General features: G+C 46.9%; 21 protein-coding genes. 8 read left to right on the forward strand and 13 right to left on the reverse strand.

Going from position 1 to position 21,207, the window contains the following annotated elements; genetic code table 11:
- The first annotated feature begins 165 nt into the window (after window positions 1–165).
- Window positions 166–1,383: an S-methyl-5-thioribose kinase gene (gene mtnK / locus AB3N00_RS09095; RefSeq protein ID WP_413034243.1), complete on the forward strand. Its 1,218-nt coding sequence runs from the start codon at window positions 166–168 to the stop codon at window positions 1,381–1,383.
- A 21-nt stretch (window positions 1,384–1,404) separates the two neighbouring features.
- The gene (gene mtnA / locus AB3N00_RS09100) at window positions 1,405–2,478 is read left to right on the forward strand and encodes an S-methyl-5-thioribose-1-phosphate isomerase (protein WP_413034244.1); all 1,074 of its coding nucleotides are present in this window, start codon (window positions 1,405–1,407) and stop codon (window positions 2,476–2,478) included.
- Window positions 2,479–2,624: 146 nt separating this feature from the next.
- On the opposite strand, the gene AB3N00_RS09105 is transcribed toward mtnA, so the two are convergent.
- Window positions 2,625–2,927, reverse strand: a complete 303-nt coding sequence (locus AB3N00_RS09105; protein WP_095288232.1) for a YunC family protein — start codon at window positions 2,925–2,927, stop codon at window positions 2,625–2,627.
- A gap of 245 nt (window positions 2,928–3,172) precedes the next feature.
- Here AB3N00_RS09105 and AB3N00_RS09110 point away from each other — a divergent pair, with 245 nt between their 5' ends.
- Complete coding sequence (locus AB3N00_RS09110; RefSeq protein WP_413034245.1) at window positions 3,173–3,748, forward strand: hypothetical protein; 576 nt, start codon at window positions 3,173–3,175, stop codon at window positions 3,746–3,748.
- A gap of 237 nt (window positions 3,749–3,985) precedes the next feature.
- Here the strand turns inward: AB3N00_RS09110 and AB3N00_RS09115 are convergent, their stop codons facing one another.
- Window positions 3,986–4,372, reverse strand: a complete 387-nt coding sequence (locus tag AB3N00_RS09115; protein WP_413034246.1) for a DUF423 domain-containing protein — start codon at window positions 4,370–4,372, stop codon at window positions 3,986–3,988.
- Between the two features lie 279 nt (window positions 4,373–4,651).
- Here AB3N00_RS09115 and AB3N00_RS09120 point away from each other — a divergent pair, with 279 nt between their 5' ends.
- Both AB3N00_RS09120 and AB3N00_RS09125 read left to right on the forward strand, forming a co-directional pair.
- A complete protein-coding gene (locus tag AB3N00_RS09120; protein ID WP_413034247.1) occupies window positions 4,652–5,089 on the forward strand; it encodes a hypothetical protein in 438 nt (145 codons plus the stop codon).
- A 54-nt stretch (window positions 5,090–5,143) separates the two neighbouring features.
- Window positions 5,144–5,992, forward strand: coding sequence for a DegV family protein (locus AB3N00_RS09125; RefSeq protein WP_413034248.1), 849 nt, complete (start codon window positions 5,144–5,146; stop codon window positions 5,990–5,992).
- A gap of 108 nt (window positions 5,993–6,100) precedes the next feature.
- Here AB3N00_RS09125 and pdaA read toward each other — a convergent pair whose 3' ends face one another.
- Window positions 6,101–6,883: a delta-lactam-biosynthetic de-N-acetylase gene (gene pdaA, locus AB3N00_RS09130; RefSeq protein WP_413034249.1), complete on the reverse strand. Its 783-nt coding sequence runs from the start codon at window positions 6,881–6,883 to the stop codon at window positions 6,101–6,103.
- A gap of 122 nt (window positions 6,884–7,005) precedes the next feature.
- The gene (locus AB3N00_RS09135; protein WP_413034250.1) at window positions 7,006–7,404 is read right to left on the reverse strand and encodes a hypothetical protein; all 399 of its coding nucleotides are present in this window, start codon (window positions 7,402–7,404) and stop codon (window positions 7,006–7,008) included.
- Between the two features lie 148 nt (window positions 7,405–7,552).
- On the opposite strand from AB3N00_RS09135, the gene cysC reads away from it, so the two are divergent.
- Window positions 7,553–8,188: an adenylyl-sulfate kinase gene (gene cysC / locus AB3N00_RS09140; RefSeq protein WP_413034251.1), complete on the forward strand. Its 636-nt coding sequence runs from the start codon at window positions 7,553–7,555 to the stop codon at window positions 8,186–8,188.
- Between the two features lie 100 nt (window positions 8,189–8,288).
- Here cysC and AB3N00_RS09145 read toward each other — a convergent pair whose 3' ends face one another.
- The 9 genes from AB3N00_RS09145 to AB3N00_RS09185 all read right to left on the reverse strand — a co-directional run bounded on the left by AB3N00_RS09145 (window position 8,289) and on the right by AB3N00_RS09185 (window position 18,271).
- A complete protein-coding gene (locus tag AB3N00_RS09145; protein WP_413035232.1) occupies window positions 8,289–10,124 on the reverse strand; it encodes an ABC transporter ATP-binding protein in 1,836 nt (611 codons plus the stop codon).
- Between the two features lie 6 nt (window positions 10,125–10,130).
- Window positions 10,131–11,321 (reverse strand): nucleotidyltransferase family protein, encoded by a 1,191-nt coding sequence (locus tag AB3N00_RS09150; RefSeq protein ID WP_413034252.1) that lies wholly within the window; start codon window positions 11,319–11,321, stop codon window positions 10,131–10,133.
- Window positions 11,311–11,793 (reverse strand): lasso peptide biosynthesis B2 protein, encoded by a 483-nt coding sequence (locus tag AB3N00_RS09155; protein WP_413034253.1) that lies wholly within the window; start codon window positions 11,791–11,793, stop codon window positions 11,311–11,313. The genes AB3N00_RS09150 and AB3N00_RS09155 overlap by 11 nt, the downstream gene beginning before the upstream one ends.
- Window positions 11,794–11,797: 4 nt before the next feature.
- Window positions 11,798–12,097, reverse strand: a complete 300-nt coding sequence (locus tag AB3N00_RS09160; protein WP_413034254.1) for a lasso peptide biosynthesis PqqD family chaperone — start codon at window positions 12,095–12,097, stop codon at window positions 11,798–11,800.
- Window positions 12,094–13,035 carry an aldolase gene (locus tag AB3N00_RS09165; RefSeq protein WP_413034255.1) on the reverse strand — a complete coding sequence of 314 codons (942 nt, stop codon included), beginning with the start codon at window positions 13,033–13,035 and terminating at the stop codon, window positions 12,094–12,096. Before AB3N00_RS09165 ends, AB3N00_RS09160 begins: the two co-directional genes overlap by 4 nt.
- A 137-nt stretch (window positions 13,036–13,172) precedes the next feature.
- Window positions 13,173–13,304, reverse strand: a complete 132-nt coding sequence (locus tag AB3N00_RS09170; protein WP_413034256.1) for a paeninodin family lasso peptide — start codon at window positions 13,302–13,304, stop codon at window positions 13,173–13,175.
- A gap of 58 nt (window positions 13,305–13,362) precedes the next feature.
- A complete protein-coding gene (locus AB3N00_RS09175) occupies window positions 13,363–15,300 on the reverse strand; it encodes an asparagine synthase-related protein (RefSeq protein WP_413034257.1) in 1,938 nt (645 codons plus the stop codon).
- The gene (locus AB3N00_RS09180; RefSeq protein ID WP_413034258.1) at window positions 15,297–16,568 is read right to left on the reverse strand and encodes a sulfotransferase family protein; all 1,272 of its coding nucleotides are present in this window, start codon (window positions 16,566–16,568) and stop codon (window positions 15,297–15,299) included. Before AB3N00_RS09180 ends, AB3N00_RS09175 begins: the two co-directional genes overlap by 4 nt.
- Window positions 16,569–16,933: 365 nt before the next feature.
- Complete coding sequence (locus AB3N00_RS09185; RefSeq protein WP_413034259.1) at window positions 16,934–18,271, reverse strand: MFS transporter; 1,338 nt, start codon at window positions 18,269–18,271, stop codon at window positions 16,934–16,936.
- A 258-nt stretch (window positions 18,272–18,529) separates the two neighbouring features.
- Here AB3N00_RS09185 and yhbH point away from each other — a divergent pair, with 258 nt between their 5' ends.
- Window positions 18,530–19,696, forward strand: a complete 1,167-nt coding sequence (gene yhbH / locus AB3N00_RS09190) for a sporulation protein YhbH (protein WP_413034260.1) — start codon at window positions 18,530–18,532, stop codon at window positions 19,694–19,696.
- Window positions 19,693–21,129, forward strand: coding sequence for a SpoVR family protein (locus AB3N00_RS09195; protein WP_413034261.1), 1,437 nt, complete (start codon window positions 19,693–19,695; stop codon window positions 21,127–21,129). The genes yhbH and AB3N00_RS09195 overlap by 4 nt, the downstream gene beginning before the upstream one ends.
- Window positions 21,130–21,207: the final 78 nt, after the last annotated feature.

Genomic DNA, 21,207 nt, shown 5'->3' on the forward strand with positions numbered 1-21,207 from the left:
CGTCCGGCCTATTCGTTTTTACCCTTGCACATGAAGTTCGAAACAAGACAGGCTGCTTTCATCTCAAAAAAAGGGTACAAAAAACGGGTTAATTCCGATATACTGACTTATACCAAGCAAAGAAGTAGGTTTTCCTGTTTCTTCATATATATGGAGGTGGCATCCTTGTCCCAATATCACCCTTTAACACCCCAGGAAGCAATCGAACTGGCCAAAACATTACCGGGTCCATTTACGGCAGATGCGAATCTGGAATGTCGTGAAATCGGCGATGGCAATCTGAATTTGGTTTTTCATATTACCGATCAGAACTCCGATAAAAGTATCATTATCAAACAGGCGCTTCCTTATGCGAAAGTGGTTGGGGAATCTTGGCCACTATCTCTCGTACGTGCCCGAATTGAACGTGAAATTCTTCAGGAAGAGTACCGCCTCTGCCCGGGAATGGTGCCAGAAGTGTATCACTATGACGATGATCTCGCATTGACGGTGATGGAAGATCTCAGTGATCATGTAATCATGCGCAAAGGCCTTATTGAAGGTGTCACCTACCCTCTCTTTGCACAGCATATCGGGGAGTTCATGGCAAGAACGCTATTTTTCACATCCGATCTTGGCATGAACCAACAATTAAAAAAAGAAAAACAAGGTCGATTCGTTAATCCGGATCAGTGTAAAATAACGGAAGATCTGATCTTTGATGAGCCTTATCGGATCGCTGAAAAAAATAATTATGATGCATCGATTGAGGATGAAGCTGAAGCGCTTCGAACAGATGGAGCACTCCATCTTGAGGTAGCTTTGCTACGGGAAAAATTTCTGACTCATGGACAAGCCTTGCTTCATGGAGACCTGCATACGGGAAGTATTTTTGTCACACCAGAATCCACAAAGGTTATTGATCCCGAGTTTGCCTTTTATGGCCCTATTGGATTTGACGTGGGTGCCGTACTCGCCAACCTGCTTTTGAACTACGCTTCTTTGCCAGGATGGATTCAGAATGAAACTGCCCTCCATAAGCGTGAGACACTTTTGCTGGACATGGTTCGTGATGTATGGAATGAATTTGAAACTCGCTTCCGCGCATTATGGGTTTCTGATCTCGTTGATCCGATGGCTAAAGCGCCAGGTTATGAAGACCTCTATGTACAACAATTATTCAGAGATTCGATCGGCTTTGCGGGCACCAAAATGGTCCGTCGTATTGTGGGCCTTGCCCATGTTGCCGATATTGATACCATACCGGATGCTGCTGAACGTGAACATGCTCAGCGGAAAGCGCTCGCTATCGGTAAAACACTAATTAAAAACAATCGCCGCTTGAATACCATCGGTGAAGTGCTGGACCTTGTGTCGACAGCCATCTCCTCAATCAAAGTTTAACTTAGGAACGGAGGAACATCCATGACAAACCCTGAACATCAGCCTCTGTCCTCTCTGATCTGGAAACAGGACAAGCTCGAAATGCTTGACCAGCGTCTGCTGCCGGAAACCATACTGATGCTGAAACTTTACACTCCCGAAGAAGTGTGGGAGGCTATCCATTCCATGAAAGTTCGCGGTGCTCCAGCCATTGGAATCGCTGCTGCGTTCGGTGTGGTTTTGGGTGCCAAAGCATATGATGGACTCTTTGTGCAAGGCTGGCTGGATCATGTGAAATCCATCTGTGCCCATCTGGCCACTTCACGCCCCACAGCGGTGAACCTGTTTTGGGCACTGGATCGCATGATGCAAAAAGCAAGTGACCTGGCCGAAGCTGGCACAGGCATTGAAGATAGCAACGCAGCCCTGGAAGCCGAAGCCCTCCTGATTCAAAAAGAGGATGAAGAAGTTTGCCGTATGATCGGAGAGCATGCCCTTCCACTCTTCGAAGATGGTATGGGCGTGTTAACGCACTGCAACGCTGGTGGACTTGCTACAGCCAAATACGGCACGGCAACCGCTCCAATGTATCTCGCACAGGAACGCGGCATTAACCTTAAGGTATTCGCGGACGAAACTCGCCCTGTACTTCAAGGCGCTCGGCTTACCGCATTCGAACTGCAGCAAGCGGGTATCGATGTTACGCTTCTGTGCGACAATATGGCAGGCATGGTGATGTCCAAAGGATGGATCCAGGCCGTTATCGTTGGTACAGACCGCGTTGCAGCAAACGGTGATGTAGCAAACAAAATCGGAACATACAGCGTAGCGGTACTAGCCAAAGCGCACAATATTCCGTTCTATGTAGCCAGCCCTTTGTCCACCATTGACTTGTCCACGCCTTCCGGTGATCTCATTCCGATTGAGGAACGTTCTGCAGAGGAAGTGACCGAAGGATTTGGCAAGCGAACAGCACCGCAGGGTATAAAAGTGTTTAACCCGGCATTTGATGTGACGCCTAATGAATATGTAACAGCCATCATCACGGAGAAAGGCGTTGTTCGAGCTCCGTTCAAGGAAAATCTTGCTGCCTTGTTTGCCAAGGAAGAAGCTTAGTTATATGGCTTGACATGCATGATTAGCATACAAAAAGGGCTCCCACGGGAGCCCTTTTTATTATTGTAAATGAGTTTGTTGTTGAGAAAGAGAATGCCGTCCGACTTACATCCAATTTTCTTAGAAGCATCGGAATTTGTCCAGAATCAGATCATCTTCAGTAAGGCTTCTACACCTGTCATGCCAACAGTAATGCCCATGGCCTCAGCTTCTGTTGTTACAGACTCCATAGGTGCATGCAGCAACTGTTCCAATGTGCGCACCCCTACTGCCCGAGCCGCAATGATCTTGCGATCCCCAAGCTTTTCGTTAAGTAATCCGACATCAAGTGCTCCACACATGATATATCCTTTGGATGTGTTTATCGTCAGTAACGTGGTTTTGGGCAGCTTCACTTCCACCCCGACCAACACATGCTCTCCAACTACAATCGGTTCCATGCTCACCATAATCTCACGATCCACCTCCTATTCCCACAGGTCAGGATAATTGTATGCCCCATTCCGATTCTCGGTGTGGACACCTGCGGAAAACAAACCAAAACGGTTAGAAATGTCATATTGAAGTTGTTATTAGATTCCCGGTGCAATGCGTTATTTTCTACATCTTTAGTACTATGATTATTGTTACATTAATGATATAGTGAATTGAAATGGTTTATTGACTGACATATCTACAAACGGGGCTGGGATGAATGAAAGAAACCTTATCCAACGGAGAAGAAGTTGGCTTTTTATTTAATGTCGACATTCTTATCAAGAGCCGCTCGAATGCCTTGGCGCTACAGTCCCTGTTGGAGCTCATGAACAAAGAGGAACAGATTGCGGACTTTCGGATTCAATCCGGCTTAGAGCTTGGCAAAATTATTGAAGCGACAATTCAGTCCAAAAAAGACTCTATTACCTCCCTTCACAACGAACGGAAAAAATCTCAATTGGGCGGAATGAAAACAGCTCCATCGAATCAATCAACAAATTCATCGATTTCGGCAAAACCACAAGACCAAAAGGAAACGGTTACTTCCCAGAAGGCAGCTGCACCAGAGCCGGCCAGTGCTTCTCAAGGGAATTCGTTTGATGAGTGGATTGACACCCTCATTAAGGAAAACCGGCTTACACGGATTGTGGTAAACAACAAGAACGGCAAACATCAGAGCATTCCATGCCGCATTTTGAATTTTGATCGGGATAACAGCATTGTAAGTGTCTACCATGTTGATGAAAAACAGGTCTATTCATTCCGAACGAATGAAATTGACGAATTTTTGTAGATCATTCAACGAGCGCAAACAAACAAAAAGCAGCTTACGTGGAAATTTCACAACATTCCACGCAAGCTGCTTTTTTCATTCTTATATGACCCGTTAGTTGGGTCAGGATGCTTCTCCCTGTCCATAGTTTGTAGTACCCGGGCGAGTAAAGTAGAATCGAATGATTCAAAATGCTTATGTAAGCGCAGCATTTTCTTAAGGAAGACTCACCGGATGGGGTTGTCCACTCGCTCCCAATCAGGAACGGTTTTTTCCACGTTGCCACACGTCTACTGCAAAGAACAGCCATCCAGCAATAAAAGCGACACCGCCAATTGGCGTGATGGCACCTAAAACCTTGATGTCCGTAATACTAAGTACATACAAGCTGCCCGAGAACACAATAATACCAATAAACAGCAGGCGCGCCGCCCATTTTAGCTTGGAGGATGCTCCGAGTTGACCCGCTGTTAATCCCACAATCAGCAGTGCAAGGGCATGTATCATGTGATACTGTACTCCAGTTTCATACACGGCAATGGCATCTGCGCCGATTCGTTCCTTCAGCATGTGGGCACCAAACGCACCAATTGCTACAGACAGCATCGTCAAAACAGCACCAATCGTCATCCATATTCGTTGCATTAACTTCTCTCCTTTATGTCATGTCACACTAATGATATTCTAGCGAATCTCTGAGCTGTTTACCAGTTAAGCGGTCTGGTGAGAGACATCCATACTTTTCGTGAAAATCTGATTCATATCAGGACCTGTCTACTAGGGTACAAAGTGAAGAGAAACCTTGATTTTTATCGTTAATTATGGAAAAGTAAAAAGGTCTGTACTCCTGCAGCTGTCAGGAGAATCACCATACTTAAATGAGGTTAATAACAACAACAATGATTAAGGAGGGATATGATATTAATGGAACATAAAAATACGTTTGAATCCGATTCCGGCAACAACGACCTATTTACGACTTATCCTGAAGAACCTAGTGATCCTGTACTGAACAGAATGAAACATTCCGGCCCGGGCATCGCCAGTTTTGTCATTGGACTCGTTGCACTTCTGGGTTATATTCTGACTTTCTTCCTTGCAGCCATTGCACTCAGCGGTGTCATCGGAACTCTGACAACACCTGCGCAGGTTGAGGAAATTGCTCTGCATCCGGCTGTACTGCTGTCATCCTTATTTATCCTGGTTTGTCTTGTTCTTAATTTCGCTGGTCTTATACTCGGAGTCATCGGTCTTGTGCTTAAAAAGCGTAAAAAGGTTTTCCCTATTATCGGAACTGTACTTAATGGGATTATGGTCCTTGCATTTGCAGGACTCATTCTAGCTGGCATGTATATGACATAAAACGGTCAGAAAATCGATCATATTGCCAAATTCTCATATCCAAAGGAGATTGACATGTCAAGAATCAAAATTTTTGCTGATAGCACCAGTGATCTGACACCAGACTGGATTAAAACTCATGATATCGGTATCATTCCATTGTATGTGGTATTCGGTGATGAATCTTTGAAGGATGGTGCCGAGATTACACCGGAACAGCTGTACGAGCGCGTAAGCAAGGAAGGAAGGCTGCCCAAGACGGCTGCCCCATCACCTGCTGATTTTATAACGGCTTTTCAACCTTACATAGAACAAGGGGACGACATCCTGTATATCAGCCTGTCTTCTGAACTTTCTTCCACGTATCAAAACGCGCTGCTGGCAAGTTCAGAGTTTCCGGAAGGTCGGATCTCTGTTGTGGACTCACTCAATCTTTCATCCGGGATTGGCCTGCTTGTTATGAAAGCAGTGCATGCTGCAGAAAAAGGACAGAACCTGAATGAAATTACCCATTTGGTTGAAGCGATAAAACCGAATGTACGGACCGAATTTGTCATTGATACCTTGGAGTATCTTCACAAAGGGGGCCGCTGTTCGGGAATGCAGAACCTGATCGGAAGCCTGCTTAAAATTCGCCCTGTCATTCGGGTAGCGGATGGCAAGATGTCGCCTGCCTACAAAGTACGTGGCAAACGGGAAAAGGCTCTTGATCAAATGCTGCAAAATACGCTTAGCCAGAAGCATCAGATCGATACAGACCTGATCATTGTTGTACATACGATGGCTGAAGAGGATGCACTTGATTTGCAGAAGTCTCTGCAGGAACAGACCGGTGCTCGTGTTGAGTTAACTACGGCAGGATGCGTGATCTGCAGTCATTGCGGCCCCAAAACGATCGGAATCATCTATAACACGGTTTTATAAAAACAAACTTAACGTTATGAGCGTATTTATACGTCTGAAATTAACCCACAAAGGGCATCCTGGCTGTACCTAGCCAAGGATGCCCTTCTATTTATTACTATATTCGCTTTAATAACTTTTCGTTTTCAATTCATTCAAACTTTTGAACGCGTATCCCTGTTTCCGTGCTTCATCTATGATTGAGCCCAGAGCCTCCGTGTTATCTTTGGAGACGGAATGCAGGAGAATAACGGCCCCAGGATGTAATTGCTTGAGCACCTGTTGACGTGCATAGTCAGCTCCACGCTGAACATTGACATCCCAATCCTTATAAGCCAGGGACCAGAACACATTGATGTACCCCTGAGCATGGCTCTCCGCAAGAGTGCGGTTGTTAAAAATGCCACGCGGCGGTCGCAAAAAGGTCGCTTGCTGTCCAGTCAAACGATTCACTTCCGACTTAACCTGTTCAAGCTCCGTTTTCAGCTTTTCATTGGATACCCGTGTCATATCCGGATGGCTCCAGGAATGGTTGCCTACAATATGCCCCTCTGCAGCCATGCGTTTAACCAGTTCCGGCTGATCTTTCAGATAATGGCCGGTGACAAAAAAAGCGGCAGGCACCTTTTTATCACGCAGCACATCCAGTATTGCTGGTGTATAGCCATTTTCGTATCCATTATCAAACGTGAGATATAGTTCTTTCTGTTTGGTATCTCCCAAAAAGATGGCATCATTATGCTGCAGGATCGATTTGAAACCTTCCTGATCAATGGAGGGCAGCTGCCCGTTCTGGCTTTTCTTGAATCCAAAGTGAAACGCTCCGGTCACTGGCGACGCTTCAGTATGCACCGGAAAAATGCTGAACGCCATTACGGCAGTCAACAGCATGTATGAAACCCATCGCTTCATTTCAACCGCTCCTGTTCCTGAATAATTGGTTGTCGCTTCCTATCACGATCCCCTTCAGGTAATATGCCACAGGAACAGCTAATGTATGTAACTTTTGAATCATGTCACGCGAACTTACAGAATCAGAAGCGTTTATTACTCTGTTCGGGCTGATGCAGCAATTCAATCAATGTCTGCGGCTTGCCGCTGGAAGATAACCACTCCCTAACCGTTTCGATCGCCTTAGTCTGTCCGTCACCGCGGTCACGCCAAGTTAGCAATTCTATGACTTTTATAATCAGTGCAGACATGTTGTGATAATCCATTTCTGAACGATCTGCCCTCATTTTATGATATAACGCCTCCTGCTCCCAATCGAGCAATATTTCTTCACCAATCGTCGGTTTCATTAAGGTGTAAGCCCTATTACACCCTGAGCAACGTACGGTACTTACCTGCTGTACAGCAAAACTCACTTGGATGTCATGCTCACAGTCCGCACATTGAAAGCTGACCTGTATGTTCTGTATTTTTTCGTTCATATTGCTCTTCCTCCTGCTATGGGTGTACTACATCTATACCCGAAAATGATGAAGTTCACGCTACACCTTAAATCATTAAAAATCGTGCTATATTCTTGAAAATATGTTAAAATATAATACATATCATGAGTAGGAGAGGCGGATATCCATGTCGAAGGAAGAACGCAACATTACCTGGCAGCAGTCCAGCTTAAGCAGGCAGGAACGGGAAATACATAACGGCCATCGCAGCCGTGCACTGTGGTTTACCGGACTATCCGGTGCTGGTAAATCCTCGCTTGCATTTGCCTTGGAACAGCATCTTTATGAGCGAGGCGTTCGTTGTTATGTACTGGATGGAGACAATGTACGCCATGGCCTTAACCGCGACCTTGGCTTTACAGCTGAGGATCGGCAAGAGAACTTGCGTCGTATTGGTGAAGTGGCCAAATTAATGGTGGACGCCGGGTTGCTCGTTCTTTCAGCCTTTATTTCTCCTCATGCACAGGATCGGAAAATGGTCAGAGATTTGTTTGAACCGGAAGATTTCATTGAAATCTATGTTCAATGTTCCATTGAGGAATGTGAGCGACGTGATCCAAAAGGTCTGTACAAAAAAGCACGCAGCGGGGACATCCCCCATTTTACCGGCATCTCGGCACCTTATGATATACCGGAAGAGCCTTCCCTTATTATTGATACAGAACAGCTGTCTTTGCATGAAGCCGTACAGGAGATTGTACGTTATCTCGAGTTGACAGGAGCCCTTCAACTGCCTCTTGCTCCCACCACCAGCCACGTTTAATCAGCGTCTATAGATTAATTATCGAAAATATCAGATAAAAGGCACAGTGACCATCCTGTGCCTTTTTAGAATGTAAGGGTTATTTTTCAAAACCATCCAATTACTGCCCAACGACACCTGCCTGCATATTTAATAACTTACTGAAGGTTCCTACAGGGTCTGTAGATAGTTGTTGGTACCCTCCTTGTTGGATAACCCGACCTTCCTCCAATACGATCACCCGGTCCGCTGTACGGATTGTGGATAAACGATGGGCAATCACGATTATGGTGACATGGCCTTTCAGTCGTTCAAGTGCAGCATGAATGTGCTGCTCGTTCTCACTATCCAATGCACTAGTTGCTTCATCCAAGATGAGTACAGACGGATTGCGCAGCATGGCTCTTGCCAGTACCAGACGCTGGCGTTCCCCTCCGGATAAGCGAATCCCCCGATCCCCAATCATCGTATCCAGCCCTTGAGGAAGTCTGCGGACAAACGCAGCCGAGGAGGAAAATTGTAAGGCTTGCCACATCTGTTCCTCGCTAGCATCAGGATCTACCAGCCTCAAGTTTTCTCTGATGCTGGTATGGAACAAAAATGGATCCTGCGATACATAACCAATGGAGCTTCTCCACGCCAATAATAGCTCCTCCGATAGTGGGACACCATCGATAAGAATCTGCCCACTCTCTGGTCGAACCAGTCCCATAACAAGATCAATCAGGGTGCTCTTTCCGGCACCTGATTTGCCGACAATGGCTGTCATGCCTTTCGCAGGGATCGAGGCATTAACATTTTCGAGTGAGTAAGACTGACTGCCCTCATAACGGTAATTGACATTCATACACTCAATGGAACGCATTAATTCGAGTGGTTGAACGGGATGAAGCTCTCCCCCCTTATTTCCGATCGTTTCTGTGGTTACGTTGGTGAAATCGCTAATCTCGCGACTCAATTCAGTCTCAGCCTGCAGCTTTCGGACAAGCTGAAACGCCGGCAGCATAGAGCTAATATACTCCAGATTGGACTGAATGGATGTAAACCTGGGCCATAACCGGGAAAAAATAAGGATAATAAGCAATAGACTTGCCGGGGGTACGGCAAGAACACGCAGTGACAAATAAATGAAGGCGGCAATAATCACAGCGGAAGATACGCGATGAATAAGCTGTGTACCGCTGTTCAACTGGCTGAATTGGATGACGTTACGTTCGATTCGTTTGCATATTTTTTCAAACCATCCGATATGCGAGTTCTCGAGCATGTTGCTTTTGATGTCCTTGATACCGTTAAAATGCTCTGTAATGCCATTATAGTAATGTTGGGATAATTCGGATGTCTGATCCCCAATCTGCTTTGCCCTCTGGACGAATTTTTTGAGGACGAAGAACAAAACAAGTCCGAAGACAAGTACAATGGCAGTTAACTTGGCGGACAGCCAAAAAGCGAGAGCGATCTGAATACCTGTAAAGATTAAAGACGCAGCCATTTGCAGAATCAGATTCGTTCCTTGGCTGACACGAGCGAGTTCGGTCGTTAATATATGGTTAAAATCGGATTTTCGTTTTTGGAGAAAAAAAGACCATTTGGCCATAATGATGGCCCGATAGGTTTCCTGACGCAATGTTCTTATGAATTGCTGCTGAATCCGCGTGTTCCGAATCGTCTGAAGACGCTGAAGCCATGCCTGTCCGGAGAGAATTACAACGAAAACGCCCAGTACCAGCAGCAACTGACTATTTTCGGAGAGACGACCTAGTAATTCTGATAGCCAGGGTAACTGTAAACCGGTTGAGCTCATTTCAAACACACCGATTAAACTTAACATCGGAACAAGCATATAAATGCCGATTCCCTCCATTAAACTAATGCAGATCATACCCAGCAAGTTCCAATAGAGGACGGGTCCTGTTATATCACGCAGCTTGCGCATATAAAATCGAAGTTCTGAAATCATGGATTAACCCCTTTCCGTCATCGTGTTCCTTTTCATTCGCCGCCAGAACCAGAGAAAAGGACGTAACGGAAAATATAGAAAGTGCAAAGAGCGAGGAAGCGGCAGCTGTTCCACATCCCAGGTACTCGGATATAATCGTTCAATGAAAAAAAACATTTTCTGTCTGGTGCTTCTCAGCGCAAACAGATAGGAACGGTAACTTCGTAAATTCGCCGGAGTTTCCAGCATTTCATTCATAAATAACACGCCATGTTTAGCCAGCCGTTCGCCAGCACGTTCCTGAGAAGTTAATAAGCCGCGATAACTCGCATCCAAAGGTGTGTTCAGCAGCACGGATACAAGCCGCAGAGCCTGTGCACCAATGGAGAGCCGTCCTTCCGCTTTTAAACGCCTTGTCAGCAGATTTACATCCAGAGGCATGCTGCGAATCATCTGATCGATGTCCATAAGCCAGCGTAATCTGAACCAGCCATGCCGGGCACCATGAGTCACCAGATAGGCCCACAGATCTTCTCGTTCAAGCATTCGAACCGGAGTTTGAGTATACGTGCTAAACCGACTGCGCTGCCACAGTAATTCAAAATCAGTTTCCTTACCGGAATCCGGATTAAGCCGCCAGTGAATTTCCACTTGTGTTTTTTTGAGAGGATGCTTGTAACAGATATGATGCTCCCGCCATTTCCAGCTTTGAACGGTTGGCGTGCGTTTACCTTCCTTGGATACATAACCGAGTGTTACGAGAATCTGTTCCGCAGACTCCACATCTTCAAATGGGATGAGAATGTCCAAATCCTTGGATGTCCTTAAAGACACATCTCCGTAGAGATCGTGGGCGAGCGCAGGCCCTTTTAACGTAATACTCCGAATCCCTTTTTCATTAAAAGCTGTACAAACCTGCTCCATTTCGGCCGTCAGGTGCAGCATGCGAAACGTATTAGCCGTATATTCCTGTCTTAAACCCTCTACGACAGCAGCAGGAATAAATGGAGATTCTAATGATTTGAGTTTCATATAAAGGACCGAGTACAACCTGTGATGATAGACCAGTCGTAAAAAGAGCTGCCAGTCCGTTCCTTCGGTCAAAGCTTTGACTGCTCCCGGAGCAAGCTCCTGCAGCTCATCTTTCATAATGATCAAAATCAGCTTGAGCTCCTGCGGAAACCCTCTTGTGTAGTCATCAAATTCAAGATTCATAGACAATTTCTCCAGTTCCCTTCTCCGGACAACGTTTGCCGAACACGCCGACAACCGTATATTGGTCCATAGTATCTGCTCCGGTCACGATTAATTTCCCACTTCGCAGCCAGGCATGAGCCATCATTTGTCCTTGCTTGTTGCGCGCAGTTCCCATATATAGCGTACTCTCTATTTTGCGGCGTTCCAGCATTTTCATTGCAGCGATCGCCATGACTAGACAGCGACTCTCCCATAAGGTGTACTTGCTTGCCAGCATAATGGCTTTGGAAACGTTCCTAATCGCTAAAATCTGATTTCGATTCATTCCGTTCATGGGGGTTTCATACAGCGCTGTACCGAGCCCTGGGGCGATTTTGGCAAAGGGTCTTGCTTTGAGGATTCGGGCCCACCCCAAATGAATGTAGGCTTCCCAAACCATAAGCCGGACCTCGCGTGGCAACGAAAGATAAGCTTTGATTTTACGCAGCATTGTCCTAACCCTCGTGAGCGATGTTGATTAATCCCTCACGGGACATGTGCTCAAGAAACTGAACAACTTGTTCGTGACACGTATCCGCATCAATTTCGTACTCGGAGGCCAGCACTTCGACCAAGTCAGCCAGTGTCCGTTCCTCGGCCAGTAGATCCCAGATTCGTCCTCCGGTACTGCCAAGATTGTAGTATTTTCCGCTTTGGATACTCATCATGACTTTTTCCCCGCCCATGTCACTGACGAGGTTGCCTTCCTTCTGCTTTACACGATCTTTCCAATCGAATTGTTTTGTACTTTTCATTGTCCTGTATGCACTCCTTTGCGTATATGATCTGTGATTCGTTCGACCATCTCGAATGCAGTAAATTCAGAGCCTGACCTTGTCAATCTGCAAACTTCTACACTGGCAGACAGTCTGGAGACTGTTTCGAACAACCACTGCGCAAGACCTTGCCGTGCCACAAGAGCACTTCGGAAGGTATGTGTGCACAGCATATGAAGTCTTTCCAATCCCTGAATCTGTGTCAGCTTGGTGGGCTCGTGAAGGGCATCCGGTTTGGGATTCAGCTCAAAAATGCCGGCAAGCGGAACAGCTCTCTCATGGAAATAATGCTGCACAGGTATCGCGTATTTCGTAATCTCGGCATGTACGGTGGCATAGTTTTGTTCTTTCATACCAAACCCGTCCAGACTGGGCTGCCACAGTTTCTGCTGTGGATACCCCGGGGATACAATGGCTCTCCCTCCGGCGTCCCAGGTTATGGCAACCACATCATCGGTCAGAAGCGGATATCCGCGCGAAGCCAGAGCAGCTGATAAAGTGGATTTGCCCGCACCCGAATGCCCAACAAATGCATACGCCCATCCATCGATCACCACGGCACTTCCATGTAGTGGCAGAATACCCCGCTGCATCATAATGACCGCCATACATGTGCCGAGAATAAACAATCGGACCTTTTTTTCATCTGCGTCCTGCTTAGGGCTAACAATAATTCTTCGTCCTTGTTCGATCAGGAACAGGCCTGTATCTTCAATTCGAAAAAACAGACGGCCGTCACGAGATACAAAATTTTCATTTCCCACATTCCACTCTTCCCACAGTAGGGTTAAATCGTCAGACTGGATATGTACGTCGATATCACCAGCATCCGTGCTGTCTTGCACGATCTGGAGTTCTGGCATTTGAAATTGGCTTAGCCAACGCAATCCATATGCTTCATACTGCACAGGCACCAATGAATGACTCCTCCTTAGCAAGGCTGAATGTAAAAAAGCCCTTATATTCATATGACTCAAATATAAGGGCGGTGGCGAAAAGATCATGTTGTCTTTCCGCCCTTTAAGTATAATGGCACTTCGTGAAGCTTAAAAACTTAGGAAGTTGGATCGTAGAGGTCTGCATCATGCTCGGAGATCCAGTCAATTTGTCTGTAACCAGTTCCAGCCATAGTTTGGTTTACTTCCAACACTTCCAGTGCAGGTGCTTGCCATTCCTTCTTTTCCATTTGTTGTTCACCTCCTTTCAGAGTTTACATTGGTACCTCGCATGTTCATTTCTCATGGTCAGAACTTGCGAATAAAGCGATATACGATCAAGCTGTGCATCATCAAACGCATATCCGGGTGTGATGCCAGCTCGGGTCGTGGATCGGGAATGTTCTTAAGCGCCGACTGTATTCGTTCGGTGTTTAATATGCCGGCCACACGGCTATCAGAACAAAGAGATTGTACTTCTGCTGTAAACGCACCCCAATCGGGGATCATCCGATGCAGCCAATCCGCGGGCTGAATGCCGCGAATACGCTGATTGAGTCTAACCTTGTCAGGCAGTTCGGGCGATGTCGCACGCCTGATTAAAGAGCGATCTGTCCCCTTACTGACATACTGTTCAATCGGAACGGAGAGGCAAAATTGAATGACACGTGCGTCACTGGTCGGATCACGCTCCCATGCACGATAACGCAAGGAACATTTGGTTGCCACTGCTCCATTTTTGTTGGCAATAGCCAGATTATTAAACTTCTCAGCTCTGACTTTCAGCGCATCTGCTCTGGCGCCGCCCTGAAGCTGAACCAGTGATCCGAGTCGTTCCAGCACGCCTGTTCTACTGGCGAATTCCGGATGAATGAGTTGGTTGGCAGAGGCACTCGCGGCCCCTTTTGAGGGGTTATGGAAATGTTCCGGGTATGCCTTTTGCGCCGTAATGCGTGCAATCCTCGAAAATTTCATTCCGGTCCGCTGAGAATATTGTCTCATCTCCTGCAGCATGCGGAACCAGCGTCCACTTTTCATCAGACTGGCGTAATAGTCCAGCGCTGGCCCCCAGGAGATGGTGAAGTTCCCCCTGGCTCCAGTAAGTAGAACTCCTGCATCCTGCTGACTTGCCTTTTCGTAAAATCCCCGGATCCAGAATGAATTCTCGAAATACTTATACGGCATCTCCATCATGTCCAGCCAGGTATCTATTTCACTCAAAGGACTTCTGCCCTCGAAGTCCAGGTAGTTCTCCGAAATGTTTCCGATATGCTCGACCGTAGAGCGAATGAAAGGCCGCTCATCAGCGAGCAGTGTTTTGGAAGTATAATCTGTGAAATCAGAGACAGGTACATAACTGTATGCATTTAATCTTTTCCCCTGGCTGCGCAGTGATCCCGAAGCAAAACCGGCAACAGCCCCGGAATCCAGCCCTCCACTTAATGCAGCTGCCACCTGCCGATGTGTTCGCAAGCGGGCACTGACTGCCTGAGAGAATACTTCACGAAACGCTTCGACGTATTCCCCGTCCGATTTGAGATGCAACGGCTCAATTTCGTTCCAGCGGTGATACTGCTTCAGTTCCACTTTTCCCACTCCAGCCCGGAAGACAAGGGTGTGTGCAGGTGGAAGCTGGTTTACTCCATGATAAGCCGTCATATGGATATCTGCCGATCCATGCATCTCTGGAATGGCCAGAAATTCGGACAACCAGGTCTCATTCAAATCCTTGGTTACCCCTTCCAAGTCAAGCAGGGGAGCAATGAGTGTGCAAAATGAAAAACGTTTGCCGTCATGACGGTAATACAACGTCCTCATGCCGGTAATATCTCTCGCTGCAAACAACGTCCGCTTGCGCTCATCCCAGATTGCAAAAGCAAAGTCTCCCAGAAGCTTGCTCGCCGCTTCTTCACCCCATCGCTGATAAGCTCTCATAATAAGTTCACTGTCTGAGAGTACAGACAGCTGACTTCTGGAGATGAACAATTGATCAGCGAGCTGTTCCCGATTATCCAAAATAGCGTCTGCGGTAATCGTGAGACCGCTGGCCTCATCAGCCAGAGGCAGTTTTTCATTGACCGATTCGGGCGTGATCCACTGAGCATGACAGCTAAGGAATGCTTCATTCCCCTTCCATACCCCCGTTGTATCCGCAGGAATATGTCCCAGGCTTGCATACAAGTGCCAGCTATCTTCCCATAGCGCTTGCTGACCATCGGTATGAACAATTCCCGCTATCGCGCTCATGACTTTCCTCCCCGAAGTATCTTGCGCTGGGATGCCCAGGCACTGATTTGCTGTCCAAAGGGTATCCATGATTTAATTCGCTGAAGCTTGCTGTGAGCAGAAGCCAGCTGCTGCTTCAATCGTTCCCGTTCACTGTAGCCTCGCTCCAATCGGTTATCTGCCGCACGGAGTGCAGCTTCCAGTTGTCTGATCGTTGCGAGTGCAGCCAGTGTCGGGTCTGTATTCGGCTCTGACGGACTGGTAATTCCATGTGCCTCATTTATCGTTGTACCTTCATTAGAAGCTCCCTGTATGTGATAATGCGGTTGCCATATGCAGCCCGTTGCTTCCGTAAACTGACGGCTTAGTCGTTCAATGACTTCCTGATCCGGGTCAGCTTCGTAACGGACTCCTGTCCATTGTTCTGCCTCATGCAACTGTTCAGAGTAACCCATACGATGAAATACGTCTGCGCCCAGTACGCGGCAGTATGTTTCTACTTCAGAAGCGTTCAGTATACTTTTCCAGTTGTTAACAGAATTTTTGTGTGCTTCTTGATGTGTAGACAAGAATGGGTCACCGACCCCCATGCTGTAGAACATATTGGATTTCGTACTGTCCACATGACGACCATATTGCTCGATTCCCTGTTCATATCCAACACCGAGAAACTCGCATAACTTCTCCATTTCCTCTCTCGGTTGGGAAACCAGCTGTTCATATCGGAGCTCATACGCGTTCGCATGTGGTACTGCGAAGTAATCATTCAACCGAAGTAATCCGAGCGTGAGATCGACGGCTTTCATATTCATGTTTGGACTCTGCAGACTGCTGATGAGATTAAAGCCTTCTCCATTGTTACGGTTTACTTTCTTGTATGAAGCAGCGATGGAAAGTGGATTACGCTGGAGATGGATGCGTTTGGATTGAGGAAAAAGTCGATCCAGCCATTCAAGCATATAGTAATAACGCGGAGATTTATCGACAACGAAATCTGCCCCGTTTCCCTGCAGAAATCCGTTATATATTTCAAGAGCAAAGCTCCTGCATGCCTTCTCAAATACATCATCCGAGACCATGGCACTATAAAATTGACGAATAATGGGGCTTCCTCCGTAAGGACGGGCATCCGCTTTTGACAGATCCACCAGGCTCATCAGAAACCACATTTCTTGTGTTGCAAAGATGCGGCTGTGATTTTGCAGCATAACGGTGGAGAGTGAGCTTCCACTACGAGGGACACAGAGTAAAAAGACAAGTCCGTTACCTTGAACATCTACCACTGGCATCTCCTCCTCTGTCCAAATATAATGAGCATGCAGTTGGTATCATCGAATTCTCATCCTTTTATTGTTAAAACAGAAGATGTATAGTCGCAATTCTATGAAGTTTCGACACCTTTCAGATACGGTGTGTATTCATAGTTTTACTCTATGATACAAAATGTATCATGTCAATCTTTTATTTTCACTTTTTCATAATTTCCTTTCCGCTTCACTCTATTCTCATCCGGATCAGTTCAGCACTCCATACTTATTCCACTGCCCCTCTCAAATATGACTGTGCACAAACATGAAAAAAACTCCGAATCTGTCTCTTATGAACAGACCCGGAGCAGCTATTTCTTTATTATATTTTATTGAAATAAATGGAATTATCCGCTATGTCCAGCATTCGGACCATGGATAGGCATGGTTCCCTTCAAAGTGCGGTTGTCCTCCCGATCTGCTTCAAGTGCGTCGTTCATGCCCTGCTTGACTTTCACTGTCATCAAGACAGCCATACCCGCGATGAAGAAAAAGAGCAGGGAAAGAATACCCCATCGGCTTGAACCTGTAATCTGACCCACCCAGCCAAAAACAAAGGGGCCAAAAATGGATGAGAATTTGCCGGTAATATTTACGAAGCCGAAATACTCTCCTGTTCTGCCAGAAGGCATCAGGTTGCTGAACAGTGAGCGGGCAGTCGATTGACTGACTCCTTGTACGACGCCAACCAGTCCCGCAAGCATGTAGAAATGGATCGCTTCCGTCATGAAAAATCCGAGTATGACAATACACATGTAGATAGACAAACTTAACATCAGCACCGGCTTCGCTCCCCAGCGTTGTGCCCATGCGCCCAGCAGCAAAGTGCAAGGGAAACCGATGAATTGGGTGAGCAGCAAGGCAAGCATCAGATCAGCTGTCCCGATTCCGATACTTGTCCCATAGATGGTCGCCATCAATATGATCGTATTAATCCCATCATTGAAAAACCAAAAAGCCACCAGCATCCGAATCAGCTGGGGAAAACGCAGCATCTGGCGGAAGGTTTGACGCAACCTTCGCATCCCTACCTCTGCATATCCCTTCCAGGAGCCAGGCATGTCCGGTGCCGCAGGACGACGGGGAGCATGACGGAACAGCGGGATTGAGAATAGCAGCCACCAGAGCGCTACAGAAATAAAGGCGAGTCTGGTACCTGCCAGGGTGCTTCCCATGCCAAACCAACCAGGCTGCTGAATCATGAGCATGTTGATGGCCAGAAGCAATCCACCACCAATGTAACCATATGCATACCCTTTGGACGAGATCATATCCCTGCGGTCTGCTGCCACCAGATCTGGCAGCATGGCATCGTAGAACGTATTCCCCCCGGCAAATCCTATGGTCGAGATGACAAGCAAGGCAGAAGCCAGCAGCCAGTCCCCTTCTCCAACCGCGCTGAAGCCAAGGGTCGCAATCATTCCGGTTATAGCAAATACCCGTAGAAAATCACCTTTGCGGCCGGACAAATCAGATAGTGCTCCCAGCAGCGGGGTTAACAAGGCTACACATAACATTCCGACCGAATGCGTGTAGGCCAGGTAAGATGCCGCTGTGTCTGCATCCAGAGTTGCTGCCGCTACTGATGCATAGAAGACAGGGAGTACGGCGGCCAGCACCGTCGTTGCGTATGCAGAATTGGCCCAGTCGTACATTATCCAAGCTTTAACTGCCCGTTTATCCAAGTCAGATCCTTCCTTTGCATGCATCCGTGTCAGAATGCCAATTCAATGCCTGTTTTTATTGTAAAGGAAGTTTGTCACGCATGTTCATCGTTTCTGTAAAAAGTTCGGTATACGGCAGCATTTGGAGCTGCATCCAAAAACGCAGACGCATAATTGTATCATTTTATCTCCTCTCGCATCACATATCGTCACCGCCCGTGAATATACTTAATTACCGACAGGCCAAACTGTGCCGCGTAATTAATGGGGGGTGCCTACATGTCAAATTCACACCAGCCTTACTCGTTCGTCGTATCCCGGGAAGATTGGTCGCTTCACCGCAAAGGGTACCAGGACCAGCAGCGCCATCAGCAAAAGGTTAAAGATGTCATTAAGCAAAATCTGCCTGATCTGATTACGGAAGAAAACATTATCATGTCCGATGGAAAACAAATCATTAAGGTACCAATCCGCAGTCTGGATGAGTACCGTTTTGTGTATAACTACCAAAAGCAAAAACACGTCGGTCAAGGCGACGGTGACAGTCAGGTCGGAGATGTCATCGGTCGTGATCCTGCCTCACAAAAGCCGGGTAAAGGCGAAAAAGCCGGTGATCAGCCTGGTCATGATATTGTAGAAGCTGAAGTCAGCATTGAAGAACTGGAAGATATGCTGTTCTCTGAACTGGAGCTTCCGGATCTGAAGCAGAAAGATAAGGATCAAATCGAAACCCACACGGTGGTATTCAACGATATCCGCAAAAAAGGTATGCAGTCCAATATTGACAAGAAACGAACCATCCTTGAGAATCTTCGCCGCAATGCCACGACCGGGAATCCGGGCATTCACCATATTAGTCCGGATGATCTGCGCTACAAGACGTGGGAAGACAAAATTATTCCGCAGTCCAATGCCGTTATTATCGCCATGATGGATACGTCCGGATCGATGGGTTCCTTTGAAAAATACTGCGCCCGCAGCTTCTTCTTCTGGATGACCCGGTTTCTGCGTCGTCAGTACGAAAAGGTTGAAATTGTATTTCTTGCCCATCACACAGAAGCCAAAGAAGTGACGGAAGAAGAATTTTTCACCCGTGGCGAGAGCGGAGGCACCATCTGCTCCTCTGTATATATGAAGGCTCTTGATATCATCGACCGGCGTTACCCGCCTTCAAGTTACAACATCTACCCTTTTCATTTCTCGGATGGCGATAATCTCACCTCGGATAATGAGCGCTGCGTGAAACTGATCGGTGAGTTGATGAAACGCAGCAACATGTTTGGATATGGCGAGGTCAATCAATATAATCGCAGCAGCACATTAATGTCGGCTTATCGTCATATTAAGATCGATCAGTTCATGTACTATGTAATCAAAGAAAAAGGCGAAGTGTACAAAGCTTTGCGCAGCTTTTTCCAGAAACGGGAAGGAGGCAGCGTAAGATGACAGATGAAATCCGCGACCTTGAATACGCCATTGCCGAGATTATGGAGATTGCCGATGGATTCGGCCTCGATTATTATCCAATGCGTTATGAAATATGCCCCGCAGATATTATTTACACTTTTGGGGCTTACGGGATGCCAACCCGGTTCAGTCACTGGAGCTTTGGCAAAACGTTTCACAAGATGAAGATGCAGTATGATTTTGGTCTCAGCAAAATTTATGAGCTCGTCATTAATTCCAACCCTTGCTATGCTTTTCTGCTGGATGGCAATTCCCTGATTCAGAACAAATTGATTGTGGCACACGTACTCGCGCACTGTGACTTTTTCAAAAATAATGCCCGCTTCTCCAAATCGAACCGAAATATGGTCGAAAGCATGGCCGCCACGGCGGACCGGATCAGCAACTATGAAATGGAGTATGGGACTGAAGCGGTTGAGGCGTTCATCGATGCCGTTATTGCCATTCAGGAACATGTGGACCCCCAACTCATCAACCCCCGTCATTTGGACAAACAACGCTATATGGAGATGAAAATGCGGGAGCAGCGTGGTGAAAAACCACCACGTCCGGAAGGACGTTATGACGACTTATGGTCGCTTGATGATGTGCAGAACGAGGAGCCGCCTGCTGAAGGAATACAGGTTCATCACTTCCCACCAGAACCGGAAAAAGACATCATGTGGTTTATTCAGGAGTTCTCGGAGGTGTTGACGGATTGGCAGCGGGATATCATGAGTATGATGCGTGAAGAAATGCTGTATTTCTGGCCACAAATGGAAACCAAAATCATGAACGAAGGCTGGGCCTCCTACTGGCATCAACGTATTATACGCGAGCTGGACCTGAGTAGTGAAGACACGATCGAATTTGCCAAATTGAACTCTTCTGTCGTGCAACCTTCCAAACAAAGTTTGAATCCCTACTATTTGGGGCTTAAAATTTTTGAAGATATTGAACGCCGCTGGGATCATCCGTCCAGGGAAGAACAGGAGCGTTGGGGCCGTAAACCCGGCCAAGGCCGAGCCAAAATGTTCGAGGTTCGTGAATTTGATTCCGATACCTCTTTCATCCGAAACTACATGACCAAGCAGCTAACCGAAGATCTTGACCTCTACGTATTCGAGAAAAAAGGCCCGGACTGGAAAATTACCGACAAGTCCTGGGAAAACATACGCGATCAACTCGTCTTTTCACGCATTAACGGAGGATCTCCGTATCTGGTCGTTCAGGATGCAGATTACCTGCGGACAGGTGAGCTTGTGCTCAAACACCAATATGAAGGCATTGAGCTGGATCTGAAATATATGGAACGTACCCTTCCTTATCTGTACCGGCTCTGGGGACGAACCGTGCATGTTGAGACTCGCGTCGAGGATAAGCCGATCTGGTTTACGTATGACGGCAAGAAGCACCATCGCAAATTTATGTGAACTTCCTTCTATATAATGGATGACAAAAAAAGCGGCAAGTCCCTGGCAGATGGCGGGGACTTGCCGCTTGGCATTTCT

Origin of the sequence: Paenibacillus xylanilyticus (assembly GCF_047246825.1) — a bacterium.
Taxonomy (GTDB): domain Bacteria; phylum Bacillota; class Bacilli; order Paenibacillales; family Paenibacillaceae; genus Paenibacillus; species Paenibacillus xylanilyticus_B.